At 59.4% G+C, this 11,223-nt stretch carries 13 protein-coding genes and 2 pseudogenes; 5 read left to right on the top strand and 10 right to left on the bottom strand.

What is annotated here, in order from left to right; all coding sequences use genetic code 11:
* Positions 1 to 65: 65 nt before the first annotated feature.
* On the bottom strand, positions 66 to 515 hold the full coding sequence (locus ACE3N6_RS10935) for a CBS domain-containing protein (RefSeq protein ID WP_374245680.1): 450 nt from the start codon (positions 513 to 515) through the stop codon (positions 66 to 68).
* Between the two features lie 160 nt (positions 516 to 675).
* Complete coding sequence (gene fdxA / locus ACE3N6_RS10930) at positions 676 to 999, bottom strand: ferredoxin FdxA (protein WP_374245678.1); 324 nt, start codon at positions 997 to 999, stop codon at positions 676 to 678.
* A gap of 361 nt (positions 1,000 to 1,360) precedes the next feature.
* Here fdxA and trxA point away from each other — a divergent pair, with 361 nt between their 5' ends.
* Both trxA and rho read left to right on the top strand, forming a co-directional pair.
* A complete protein-coding gene (trxA, locus tag ACE3N6_RS10925; RefSeq protein ID WP_374245676.1) occupies positions 1,361 to 1,687 on the top strand; it encodes a thioredoxin TrxA in 327 nt (108 codons plus the stop codon).
* A gap of 166 nt (positions 1,688 to 1,853) precedes the next feature.
* Entirely contained in the window at positions 1,854 to 3,113 is a 1,260-nt protein-coding gene (gene rho / locus ACE3N6_RS10920) for a transcription termination factor Rho (RefSeq protein WP_374245674.1), read from the top strand.
* 143 nt (positions 3,114 to 3,256) lie between these two features.
* Here the strand turns inward: rho and ACE3N6_RS10915 are convergent, their stop codons facing one another.
* The 7 genes and pseudogenes from ACE3N6_RS10915 to ccoN all read right to left on the bottom strand — a co-directional run bounded on the left by ACE3N6_RS10915 (position 3,257) and on the right by ccoN (position 7,851).
* A complete protein-coding gene (locus ACE3N6_RS10915; RefSeq protein WP_374245672.1) occupies positions 3,257 to 3,496 on the bottom strand; it encodes a hypothetical protein in 240 nt (79 codons plus the stop codon).
* Positions 3,497 to 3,579: 83 nt separating this feature from the next.
* The gene (locus tag ACE3N6_RS10910; RefSeq protein WP_374245670.1) at positions 3,580 to 4,101 is read right to left on the bottom strand and encodes a FixH family protein; all 522 of its coding nucleotides are present in this window, start codon (positions 4,099 to 4,101) and stop codon (positions 3,580 to 3,582) included.
* 191 nt (positions 4,102 to 4,292) lie between these two features.
* Entirely contained in the window at positions 4,293 to 5,207 is a 915-nt protein-coding gene (ccoP, locus tag ACE3N6_RS10905; protein ID WP_374245668.1) for a cytochrome-c oxidase, cbb3-type subunit III, read from the bottom strand.
* Entirely contained in the window at positions 5,200 to 5,391 is a 192-nt protein-coding gene (locus tag ACE3N6_RS10900) for a cbb3-type cytochrome oxidase subunit 3 (protein WP_374245666.1), read from the bottom strand. Before ACE3N6_RS10900 ends, ccoP begins: the two co-directional genes overlap by 8 nt.
* A gap of 39 nt (positions 5,392 to 5,430) precedes the next feature.
* Complete coding sequence (locus tag ACE3N6_RS10895; protein ID WP_374245742.1) at positions 5,431 to 5,826, bottom strand: OmpA family protein; 396 nt, start codon at positions 5,824 to 5,826, stop codon at positions 5,431 to 5,433.
* Positions 5,812 to 6,411: pseudogene (ccoO, locus tag ACE3N6_RS10890) on the bottom strand (cytochrome-c oxidase, cbb3-type subunit II); the annotation flags it as partial. The pseudogene ccoO and the gene ACE3N6_RS10895, both read right to left, overlap by 15 nt.
* Before the next feature lie 18 nt (positions 6,412 to 6,429).
* A complete protein-coding gene (ccoN, locus tag ACE3N6_RS10885; protein WP_374245664.1) occupies positions 6,430 to 7,851 on the bottom strand; it encodes a cytochrome-c oxidase, cbb3-type subunit I in 1,422 nt (473 codons plus the stop codon).
* 364 nt (positions 7,852 to 8,215) lie between these two features.
* Here ccoN and ACE3N6_RS10880 point away from each other — a divergent pair, with 364 nt between their 5' ends.
* Entirely contained in the window at positions 8,216 to 9,136 is a 921-nt protein-coding gene (locus tag ACE3N6_RS10880; protein ID WP_374245662.1) for a Tim44 domain-containing protein, read from the top strand.
* Positions 9,137 to 9,253: 117 nt separating this feature from the next.
* Here ACE3N6_RS10880 and nhaR read toward each other — a convergent pair whose 3' ends face one another.
* Entirely contained in the window at positions 9,254 to 10,174 is a 921-nt protein-coding gene (gene nhaR / locus ACE3N6_RS10875) for a transcriptional activator NhaR (RefSeq protein ID WP_374245661.1), read from the bottom strand.
* A 123-nt stretch (positions 10,175 to 10,297) separates the two neighbouring features.
* Between nhaR and ACE3N6_RS10870 the strand changes: the two genes are divergently transcribed.
* The gene (locus tag ACE3N6_RS10870) at positions 10,298 to 10,621 is read left to right on the top strand and encodes a hypothetical protein (protein WP_374245659.1); all 324 of its coding nucleotides are present in this window, start codon (positions 10,298 to 10,300) and stop codon (positions 10,619 to 10,621) included.
* A gap of 76 nt (positions 10,622 to 10,697) precedes the next feature.
* Positions 10,698 to 11,223: pseudogene (locus tag ACE3N6_RS10865) on the top strand (hypothetical protein); the annotation flags it as partial.

The following is an 11,223-nucleotide window of genomic DNA, read 5'->3' as shown; positions in this document are numbered from 1 at the left end:
TGACGCCTTGTTTTATCGGCCGCTCACCCCCTGCGCGAACGGCCTTGAATCACATCGACCTGAGGTCAGGCCTGATCTTCTTCTGCCGGCCAGTTCCGGATGTAGTTCTTGAGCATCCGGTTCTCGAAACTCTGCTCCTCGAGCACAGCCTTCGCCACATCGTGGAACGACACAACGCCCATCAGCGTGGTCTCATCCATCACCGGAAGATAGCGCTGGTGATGCTCCACCATCTGGCGACGCAACTCGTCCATTTCCATGTTCACCGACGCCGCCACCGGATTCTTGAGCATCGCCTCTTCGACAGGCAGCGCCTGCCAGCTCGGCCCCGCCTTCTGGGTGGCAAGCAGCACCTCCCGGAAGGTCAGCAGACCGACCATCGAACCCTTGTCAAAGACGACGAGCGAGCCGACGTCCTGCTCCGTCATGATCGCAACGGCTTCGGAGAGAGGCCGGGCAGGCGAAACAGTAAAAAGAACCTTGCCCTTGATCGCCAGAATTTCGCTAACCAGCATATTGATTCCTCAGAACGGCGCGCTTACGCCTAAAACCATACTGTCCCGCATGGTATTCGATTGCACGAGCCGGGAGAAGCCTTGGGGGATCAGGGCTTACCCTGAGAGCGCGTTCGTCCATCACGGCCTCGTGCAGGTCCGCAACGTCGCGCGCCAGGAATCAGCGCTCCAGAAGGCGGAGCTTGTCTTTGACGCCCCGCCACTCATCGGCGTCCGCCGGCGGATCTTTCCGCTCGACGATCGGCGTCCAGGTCTTGGCCAGTTCGGCATTCAGCCCGATGAAAGCCTGCTGATCCGCCGGTACATCGTCTTCGGCGAAGATCGCTTCAGCGGGACACTCGGCCACACAAAGCGTGCAGTCGATGCACTCCTCGGGATCGATCACCAGAAAGTTTGGCCCTTCCCGGAAACAATCGACCGGGCACACATCAACACAGTCCGTGTATTTGCAGCGAATGCAGTTTTCAGTAACGACATAGGTCATGGAGTACTCCTGAGCACACATCGACGCTCAACACGCCCGTCGCCAAAACCGACGGCTCGCGCGATGCAAGGAGGTGAAATATACCCCATTACCAGTTTCTGCGAGCCAACGGCCGAAACATCGCCCCACCCAGCCCACAGACCGTTTAGAAATGAGACAAGCACGAGCCTGACAGACTGTCGCCCCCACCCCCGGATAACACAGATTCCTCCCGGCAGCGAGAAAAGCGCTTTTCTTGAGGGAGAATATTCGCTAGCATCCCGCTGTCCAAGTGTGCTACTTGAGCACACCGGTATCCTTGACCCGGCTCACTCTTGCCCGGCGGCATCACCAACACCCCAAAAGATATTCGAGAGGAATCATGAGCGAACATATTCACTACGTCACCGACGCAAACTTCGAGGCCGAAGTGCTGCAGTCCTCCACGCCGGTCCTGGTCGACTACTGGGCTGAATGGTGCGGTCCCTGCAAGATGATCGCCCCCATCCTGGACGACGTGGCACAGGAATATAACGGCAAACTCAAGGTTGCCAAGCTGAACATCGACGAAAACCAGGAAACGCCCGCCAAGTACGGCATCCGCGGCATTCCGACCCTCATGCTGTTCAAGGGTGGCAACATTGAAGCCACCAAAGTGGGTGCCCTGTCCAAGTCCCAGCTGGCTGCTTTCATTGACAGCCACCTCTAAGCAGGTTAGATTCATACCAGCATTCAGTTTTGACGGCACCGTCGGGGTTATCCACAAGTAACCCCGGTGCCTCGTACAGTCCGAGCACTTCTGCTGCTGTACGCATCGCGGCAATCTCGCCGCCACCTCCTTACACCCCTTTCCTCCTCTCCCCTCGCAGCCAGCCATGCAACTCTCGGAGCTCAAGTCTCTCCACGTCGGCCAATTGCTCGAAATGGCCATCGCCAACGAAATCGAAGGCGCCAATCGCCTGCGCAAACAGGAACTCGTCTTCGCGCTGCTCAAGAACCGCGCCAAGAAAGGCGAACCGATCTACGGCGACGGCGTCATGGAGATTCTACCGGATGGCTTCGGCTTCCTGCGCTCGCCCGACACGTCCTACCTCGCCGGCACCGACGACATCTACGTCTCGCCGAGCCAGATCCGCCGCTTCAACCTGCACACCGGGGACACAGTCGAAGGGGAAATCCGGACACCCAAGGAGGGCGAACGTTACTTCGCGCTGGTAAAGGTCGACAAGGTCAACTTCGAACCGCCCGAGGCGGCCAAGCACAAGATTCTGTTTGAGAATCTGACGCCGCTCCACCCCAACCAGTGCCTCAAACTCGAGCGGGACATCCGAGGGGAAGAGAACATCACCTCGCGAGTGATTGACATGATCTCCCCGATCGGCAAGGGTCAACGCGGTTTGCTGGTCGCACCGCCAAAGAGCGGCAAGACGGTGATGCTGCAGCACATCGCCCACTCCATCACCTCCAACCACCCGGACGTCGTGGTGATCGTCCTGCTGATCGACGAACGCCCGGAGGAAGTAACCGAAATGCAGCGCTCCGTAAAGGGCGAGGTGGTCGCCTCTACCTTCGACGAGCCTGCCATCCGGCACGTCCAGGTGGCCGAAATGGTCATCGAGAAGGCCAAGCGCCTGGTCGAACACAAGAAGGATGTGGTCATTCTTCTTGACTCCCTCACCCGACTGGCCCGGGCCTACAACACCGTTGTTCCCGCCTCCGGCAAGGTGCTCACCGGCGGCGTGGATGCAAACGCCCTTCAGAAGCCGAAGCGATTCTTTGGCGCTGCCCGCAACATCGAAGAAGGTGGCTCCCTGACCATCATCGCGACAGCCCTCATCGACACAGGCAGCCGCATGGACGATGTGATCTACGAAGAGTTCAAGGGCACGGGCAACATGGAAATCCACCTTGATCGCCGCATGGCCGAAAAGCGGGTTTATCCAGCCATCAATGTCAATCGCTCTGGCACACGTCGGGAAGAGTTGCTGCTCAAATCGGACGTACTCCAAAAGGTCTGGGTCCTGCGCAAGCTACTCTACGGCATGGATGACATCGATGCGATGGAGTTCCTGCTCGACAAGATCAAGGCCACCAAGAACAACGGGGAGTTTTTCGACGCCATGCGTCGAGGTTGAGCTTCAATCCTGTTCAATCGGTCGCCTGCACAGACAAAGGCCTCGCAAATGCGAGGCCTTTGTCTATTCTCGATACAGTCCTGAAACAATCAGCCGGATCGCCTGCCGCGCAAGCGTCCTCAAACAGCGAGCACAAACGCCCCTCAGCTATCGATCCTGTTGATCTGTTCCGATGTCTGCTGAAAGAAAAGCGTCGCCAGACTCGAGGCGGCACAAACGAGCCAAAATCCAAAAAAACCGAGGGAGTAGGTCGCAACCCCAGAAAAATGCACTGGCGCACCAAATAAATAAAGTGCCTGCGGATCAATGACCGTGAAGAAGACGATCTCTGCAATGCCCGCCACAAGAAAAGACGGCCACAAAACCTGGATCAATTTCAACATTCAATTTCTCCCTCTGCACAAACCAAGCTGCTTGATCGACCGGAGCCGCAAACCGCCGGCCTCAAGCTGCTACAAACCGCAGGTCAATCGACCGGCTTTACGTCCGCTGCATCCATTTTAAGCTCAGTGACAGTCGGTAGAAATGCCGTACCAGACAACCGCCAACTCTGCGCCTCGTCTTCCAGTAATACTTTCCAATGGGCACTCGCGATTGCAGCAGTGACGACACCCAGATAACGGCCATCATCTCTACGCTCAAGGAAAAATTGCTGATCCAAGCCCCCCTTGGTCGGGTGCGCGAGCGTGAACAACAGCCGCGTGGGCAATTCGATGCCCGGCTTTGCCCTCAACTCAACCACAATATTCTCTGCCGAGAACCGGACGACACCCACGAGACCATTTTCCCGAGCGGCGATAACCTTTGCCAGCGTCTGGTTGATGGCTAGCCCCTGCTTGTAGTAGTCATCTGCAACCAAGCCGTCAAAAGACTTGATCGCAAGCCATAGCGTGATGAAACCTGCAACGATGGCTGTTGCGGGCATCAACATCAACAGCCACGTCCAGGGTTCTTTGTACCAAGGCTTTGATTGCTGCGCTGCTTGCATATTAATCACATTCAAAGATGGAAAAGACTGAAGCCAAAACCACATAGACTCACTGCATTCAAGCAGTTATCCACTAGGCACCTAAGCAGCCAAACAACAAACACACAGAGACAGCCGCCAACATAAAGCGAAAGAGCTCCCCAAGGAAAACCTCGGGGAGCCCAATCCGATGTGCAACCTCAGCAGAACAATTACTTCGCGTCAGCAGGTGCAGCCTTGGAGAGGCTCAGCACATAGGCAGCCAGCAGATGAACCTTATCTTCACCCAAGAATTCCTTGAATGCAGGCATCTGATTGGTGCGACCGTTGGTGACGGTTTCGATGATCGTCGCTTCCGCCGAACCATACAGCCAAGTCTTGTCCGTCAGGTTGGGGGCACCAAGAGCCGGGGTACCTTTGCCTTCCGGACCGTGACATGCGGCGCAATTCTGGGCAAAGAGATCCTTGCCCTGCTGAGCACGCAGGGAATCGTGAGCCAGACCAGACAGGGAGCGGACGTAGTTTGCGACGTTCTTGACGCCATCGGCACCAAGCGCCGGACCAAACGGAGGCATCATGCCCTGACGACCACCAAGAATCGTGGTACGGATCGTCTCCGGTTCGCCACCATAAAGCCAGTCAGCGTCGGTCAGGTTCGGGAAGCCCTTGGCACCTTTCGCATCGGCACCGTGACACTGGGCGCAGTAGGTCAGGAACAGGCGCTGCCCCATCGCATTGGCTTCCTTATCACCCGCAACGGCATTCAGATCCATACTGCGGAACTTGGCGAAGATCGGACCATATTTTTCAGCTGCCGCCTTCTGCTCATCAGCCCACTGCTTGCCCGAAGACCAGCCCAGTTTGCCTTCGTTATTACCAAAACCCGGGTACATGGCCAGATACACGATCGCAAAGATGATCGTGATCCAGAACATGTACATCCACCAACGCGGCAGCGGGTTGTTGTACTCCTGGAGAGTCTCATCCCAAACGTGATCGTGCAGCTCAACAGGACCAGACGTACGCTTGGTGGTGTTGGTGACGAGCACGAACACGCAGAACCCGATACTCAGGAACACCAACACCATCACATAGGCGTTCCAGAAACCGCTAACAAAGTCAGCCATTTTTATTTCCTTCCTTGGTTTGCCGGCCCCCTTCGGGCACAGGCAAGTCGTCCTCGCTGAACGGCAGGAGTGCAGCCTCGTCAAATCCCTTGCGAGCACGACCGCTGAACGCCCACAGGGAAATTGCGATGAAACACAACAGCCCTAGAACAGTAACTACCGAACGTGCATCATTGATATCCAAGATCTGACTCCCGCGTTCTTAGAATGGTCACCAAACCGCCTAGCTACCCGGATTGATCTCGACACGACGAGCTTCGGCGTTATCGCCGGAACCCGTGATGCTGACCGGAGGCTTCATGTTGATCCGATCTTCGGCAACCCCGGCAGCCTTGAGCGCTTCGCGAACGGCCTTTGCCCGCTCCTTGGCGAGTTCAAGGTTCTTCTCGACATCACCCGTCTTGTCGGTGTAACCGGTCAGATCGATCTTCGCATCAGCCTTGGTCTTGAGGAACTCGGCAGCAGCAGTCACCGCTGCCGCAGCATCGGCAGGCAGCGCACTGGAGCCAACCTCGAAGAAGACCTTGCCAAGCGCCTCAGCCGCAGGGGCGGCAACGGGTGCGGGCTCCGCGGCGACAGCCGGAGCAGCAGCCTTACCGGCCGTGAGGGCCGTCCCCAGGCCCTGCAGGTAGGCAACAACGGCATCAAGCTCGGTCTTGCCCTCGAGCGCCTTACGAGCACCGGCGATCTCTTCATCCGAGTAAGGAACACCAACCTTGCGAAGGGCGTTCATCTTGGCCTCGATGTCGTCGATCTTCGCCGGGCGGTCCAGCCACGGGAAGGCAGGCATGTTGGACTCAGGTACCACATCGCGAGGATTCAGCAGGTGAATACGGTGCCACTGATCGGAATAGCGGCCACCCACGCGATGGAGATCCGGGCCGGTACGCTTCGAACCCCATTGGAAGGGGTGGTCGTAAACATACTCACCGGCCACGGAGTAATGGCCATAGCGCTCGGTTTCTGCGCGGAACGGACGGATCATCTGCGAGTGGCAGTTGTAGCAGCCTTCGCGGATGTAGATGTCGCGACCGACCAGGCGAACCGGGTCATACGGCTTAAGCCCTTCAACCGGCGTGGTTGTGGACTTCTGATGGAACAGGGGAACGATCTCCACCAAACCGCCGACGCTCACGGTTAAGAGCGTGAAGACGATCAGCCAGCCAACCTTGCGTTCAATAAAGTCGTGATTCGATTGAGCCATGATTATCTTTCCTCCCGATCAGGCGTGAGCGCCAGCAGGAGCCAGCACCGGTGCTTCGTAAGCCTTTTGACCGGCAATCGTCTTCACCATGTTGTAGAACATGATCAGCATGCCACCCAGGAACAGCAGACCGCCCAGAACACGAATAGCCCAGAACGGATAGCTGGCCTTGACGGACTCAACGAAGGAGTAGGTCAGCGTGCCGTCCAGGTTGGTGGCACGCCACATCAGGCCTTGCATCACACCGGAAATCCACATGGAAGCGATGTACAGCACGATGCCGATGGTCGCGATCCAGAAGTGGGTGGTGATGAGCTTGGTGGAATACATCTCGGTCTTGCCGTACATACGCGGAATCAGGTAGTACATGGCGCCGATGGACACCATCGCAACCCAGCCCAGCGCACCCGAGTGCACGTGACCAACGGTCCAGTCGGTGTAGTGGGAGAGCGCATTCACCGTCTTGATCGACATCATCGGACCTTCGAAGGTGGACATGCCGTAGAAGGACAGCGAGGTGATCAGGAACTTGAGGATCGGGTCGGTGCGCAGTTTGTGCCAAGCACCGGACAGGGTCATGATGCCGTTGATCATGCCACCCCAGGACGGAGCCAGCAGAATCAGCGAGAAGATCATGCCGACGGACTGGGTCCAGTCAGGCAGCGCGGTGTAGTGCAGGTGGTGCGGACCTGCCCACATGTAGGTAAAGATCAGCGCCCAGAAGTGGACCACCGAGAGACGGTAGGAGTAAACCGGACGACCGGCCTGCTTCGGCACGAAGTAATACATCATGCCCAGGAAGCCCGCGGTCAGGAAGAAGCCCACCGCGTTGTGACCATACCACCACTGGATCATTGCATCCTGAACACCAGCGTAGGCAGAGTACGACTTGGTCAGGGAAACCGGGATTTCAGCGCTATTGACGAGGTGCAGCAGCGCAACGGTGAGGATGAACGCACCGTAGAACCAGTTTGCAACATAGATGTGCGTGGTCTTGCGGGTACCAATGGTGCCGAAGAAGACGATGGCGTAGGAAACCCACACGATGGTAATCAGGATGTCGATCGGCCACTCAAGCTCCGCGTACTCCTTGCCGGACGTGAAACCCAGCGGAAGGGAGATTGCTGCGAGCAAGATAACCAACTGCCAACCCCAGAACGTGAAGGCAGCAAGACCGGGCGCGAAGAGCCGGGTATGGCAGGTACGCTGCACGCAGTAGTAGGAAGTCGCAAAGAGAGCACAGCCACCGAACGCAAAGATCACCGCGTTGGTGTGGAGCGGGCGAAGCCGTCCGAAGTGCAGCCATTCGGCAACGTTCAACTCAGGCCATACGAGCTGTGCTGCGGCGATGACGCCGACCAGCATGCCCACGATGCCCCAAACCACCGTCATGATGGCGAACTGCCGCACGACTTTATAGTTGTAAGTCTGCGATTGCATGTGAGTCACCTCAAGAAAAGAAAACAAAACCCCCCAACGCCTGCCGGAAAACGGATTACCGGCAAGCTTCGCGGAAGGATACCCCGCGATCAGGGCGACATTTTGACACAGATCAACTTCATTGCAGCGCAGTAAGGCCGAACTCTTTGTGCCGCGAGGGTTTCCAAGGGTTTCGCTGCTGAAAAACAGTGTTTCCGGGCACGCTCCGGAAACACTGTTTGGCGCCAGAAACAGGCGCGAAGCGACGCTGCGGGCCGTTCATTCAATTTTTCTCGAAACTAAAGTACCGACAATCTTGATTTTATTTATCGACGGAGCACGCTAAGCTTCGATGGAGTCCCCCATCCCCCAAACAGGAGATCACATGAAAATCCTCGCCCTCATGACCGCCACGCTCGCGCTCGGTCTCACCCTGGTATCAGGTGACGCCGATGCCGCCAAGCGCTTTGGTGGCGGCAAGTCGTCCGGAATGCAGCGCCAGGAGATGAGTCAGCCCCACACGAACAACGCCACGCCGGCCACACCGGCTCAAGCGCCCGGAGCCGCTGCGGCGCCGTCTCGCGCGCAGCAGGCGGGAGCGCCGGCAGCAGCCCAGGCTCAGCCCAAGCGATCCTGGATGGGCCCGCTGGCCGGTCTGGCGGCAGGTATCGGCCTGGCAGCGCTCGCCTCGCACTTCGGGTTCGGTGAAGAACTGGCGTCGATGATGACGATGGCGCTGCTTGCCTTCGCGGTTGTGGCCGTAATCGGTTTCTTCATGCGCAAGCGCGCTTCCGCCCAGCAGCCTGCACTGGCAGGTGCGGGGGCCGGCAATGGCGGAATGCAGTACGCCGGCCTTGGCAACGAGCAGCCGTCGGCACCCCAGACGTCGACGGGTGCGAGCCTCGCCCCTGCTGCCGCTCCGACGGGCACCCTCCCCGCCGACTTTGACGCCGATGGCTTTGCCCGCAATGCGAAGGTGAACTTCATCCGCCTGCAGGCCGCGAACGATGCGCGCAATCTGGAAGACGTCCGCGAGTACACCACGCCGGAACTGTTCGCCGAGATCAAGATGAACTGGATGGAAGAAGGCAGCGCGCCGCAGAAGACCGACGTCGTCTCCCTCAACGCCGAGGTGATCGACGTGACCGAAGAGGCAGGCCGCTACATCGTCAGCGTGCGCTTCACCGGCCTGCTCCGCGAAGCCGTAAATGCAGCACCTGAGCCCATCGACGAGATCTGGCATCTCACCAAGCCGCGCTCGGGCGACGCAGGCTGGGTGGTTGCCGGCATCCAGCAGACTCACTGAGCCTCACCCCGCGCGGCGCATTTGCCGTCGCGCGGGTTTTTCTGCACAGCAAGACCAGGCTCTTCCCACCGCGGCTGGCACAGGGTTACATATTAGTAAACGCACAGCGCGGGGGCTTCACGGCGAAGCCTCCGCGCTGCCGCCCTCCAGCGACTCGAAACCCGCCTTCGCCGCTTCGGAAATCGCCAGCACGCACGGATGGGTGAGCCGGCGTTCGACCGAGATCGCGTAGTACTCCACCCTCACCTCCTCCGCCCGACCGAGCAGCACCAGTTCGCCTCCCGCGAGCGTTTCGTGCTCAATGGCCGTCGGGACCGCAAAGACCCCGACCCCCGCCCGTCCAAACGCCGTCATCAGCGCCGTGTCGTCGAACTCGCCGACAATGCGGGGACGCAGACGCTTCCGATCCAGCCACTCCAGCAGCTTGCGCCGGATCGCAGAATCCTCGCCCGGCAGCAGCGCCGGCAGATCGGCCACGCAGTCCGGAAAGGGCGATACCCCATCGCCCAGCAGCGACCGCGCCGCAAGGAAACTCAGGCCGGAATCGCCCAATCGGTGGTTGTAGGCCCGCACATCGACCGACGACGGAATCGGCGAATCGGCGATCACCAAGTCGAGGCGATGGATGGCCAGCTCGGCCAGCAGGCGGTCGAGGCGCCACTCCCGGCAGATGATCCGCACCGGATCCGCCGGATTCACGGCCGGATGAAGCAGCCGGTAAGCCAGCGACTTGGGCACCGCGTCGGATACGCCAACCCGGAACTCCGCCGGCCGGCCCTTCGGATAGTGGCGCAACGCCTGCTCCAGCTCGGCGCCGAGGGTGAACATCTCGTCGGCGTACTCCATCGCCAGCCGGCCAGCCGGCGTGAGTTCGAGCGAGCGGCCATCGCGGGAAAAGAGCTGGGTATCCAGGCTCTCCTCCAGCAGCCGGATCTGCCCGCTGATCGTCTGCGGGGTGATGTGCAGCGCCTCGCCCGCCTTCACCACACCGCCGCTGCGCGCCGTCTTCCAGAAGTAATACAGGTGCTTCAGGTTCATGCCGAACTCCAGGGCTTGATCGACTATGCGATATTTTCGAAATAACGATCATTATATTGCGACTTTATTTTACACCCCGACGCTCCTAGAGTTAACCGAAGACATGACCCTCGGAGCCCTTCCATGGAGATCCAGATCAAAACCAGCGGCGTATCCGGCGCCAAGAAGTTTCGCGGCATTGCGGCCAAGCACATCGGCGCAGCCATTGGCCGGGTTGGTCACATCGTCCAGTCGGTCAGCGTGCGCCTGAGCGACATGCAGAAACCCCGGGGCGTGGCCGACAAGCTGTGCCGCGTGGTCATTCAGATGAAAGGGCGCTTCGTGGTGCTGGAAGAGCTTGGCCCGGACATGGCCCGCGTGATCGAACGGGCGGCCATCCGCGTCCAGACCACGATCGCCGGTCAGGGCGGCGCACGCCGCCCCATCGGAGCGACACAACCGGCCTGACGCCCGACGGCCGGCGTTTCCGGATAAAATCGCGGCCTGATCGCCATCTGCGGGACACGACGCCCGCCATGCCTCCATGCTCCGAATCTCCGAACTCCGGCTTCCCCTCGACCACCCCGATGACGCGCTGCCCGCCGCCATCGCCCAACGCCTGGGCGTCAAGACCATCGATCTCGTCAGCTTCACGGTGTTCAAGCGCAGCTACGACGCGCGCAAGAACCAGTCGCTGTCGTTCATCTACATCGTCGATGCCGACGTCCGGAACGAGGCGGCGCTGCTGAAGAAGTTCTCCGGCGACCTTCACATCAAACCGACGCCGGACATGGACTACAAGTTCGTCGGTCAGGCGCCCGCCGGCTTCCGTAACCGCCCGGTGGTGATCGGTTTTGGCCCCTGCGGCATCTTCGCCGCGCTGGTGCTGGCTCAGATGGGCTTTCGGCCCATCGTGCTGGAGCGCGGCAAGGCCGTCCGCGAGCGCACCCAGGACACCTGGGGCCTGTGGCGCAAGAACAATCTCAACCCCGAATCGAACGTGCAGTTCGGCGAAGGCGGCGCCGGCACCTTCTCCGACGGCAAGCTCTACAGCCAGATCAAGGATCCGC

The sequence above is a fragment of the Zoogloea sp. genome (assembly GCF_041904905.1).
Lineage (GTDB): Bacteria > Pseudomonadota > Gammaproteobacteria > Burkholderiales > Rhodocyclaceae > Zoogloea.
The sequence above is the reverse complement of the archived record's forward strand: the minus strand, read 5'-3'. Positions and strand labels throughout refer to the sequence as shown.

Bases quoted from the DNA above. Each gene is read 5' to 3' on its own strand.
- ACE3N6_RS10935 (WP_374245680.1), bottom strand. From the start codon at position 515: ATGCTGGTTAGCGAAATTCTGGCGATCAAGGGCAAGGTTCTTTTTACT.
- fdxA (WP_374245678.1), bottom strand. From the start codon at position 999: ATGACCTATGTCGTTACTGAAAACTGCATTCGCTGCAAATACACGGAC.
- trxA (WP_374245676.1), top strand. From the start codon at position 1,361: ATGAGCGAACATATTCACTACGTCACCGACGCAAACTTCGAGGCCGAA.
- rho (WP_374245674.1), top strand. From the start codon at position 1,854: ATGCAACTCTCGGAGCTCAAGTCTCTCCACGTCGGCCAATTGCTCGAA.
- ACE3N6_RS10915 (WP_374245672.1), bottom strand. From the start codon at position 3,496: ATGTTGAAATTGATCCAGGTTTTGTGGCCGTCTTTTCTTGTGGCGGGC.
- ACE3N6_RS10910 (WP_374245670.1), bottom strand. From the start codon at position 4,101: ATGCAAGCAGCGCAGCAATCAAAGCCTTGGTACAAAGAACCCTGGACG.
- ccoP (WP_374245668.1), bottom strand. From the start codon at position 5,207: ATGGCTGACTTTGTTAGCGGTTTCTGGAACGCCTATGTGATGGTGTTG.
- ccoN (WP_374245664.1), bottom strand. From the start codon at position 7,851: ATGCAATCGCAGACTTACAACTATAAAGTCGTGCGGCAGTTCGCCATC.
- ACE3N6_RS10880 (WP_374245662.1), top strand. From the start codon at position 8,216: ATGAAAATCCTCGCCCTCATGACCGCCACGCTCGCGCTCGGTCTCACC.
- nhaR (WP_374245661.1), bottom strand. From the start codon at position 10,174: ATGAACCTGAAGCACCTGTATTACTTCTGGAAGACGGCGCGCAGCGGC.
- ACE3N6_RS10870 (WP_374245659.1), top strand. From the start codon at position 10,298: ATGGAGATCCAGATCAAAACCAGCGGCGTATCCGGCGCCAAGAAGTTT.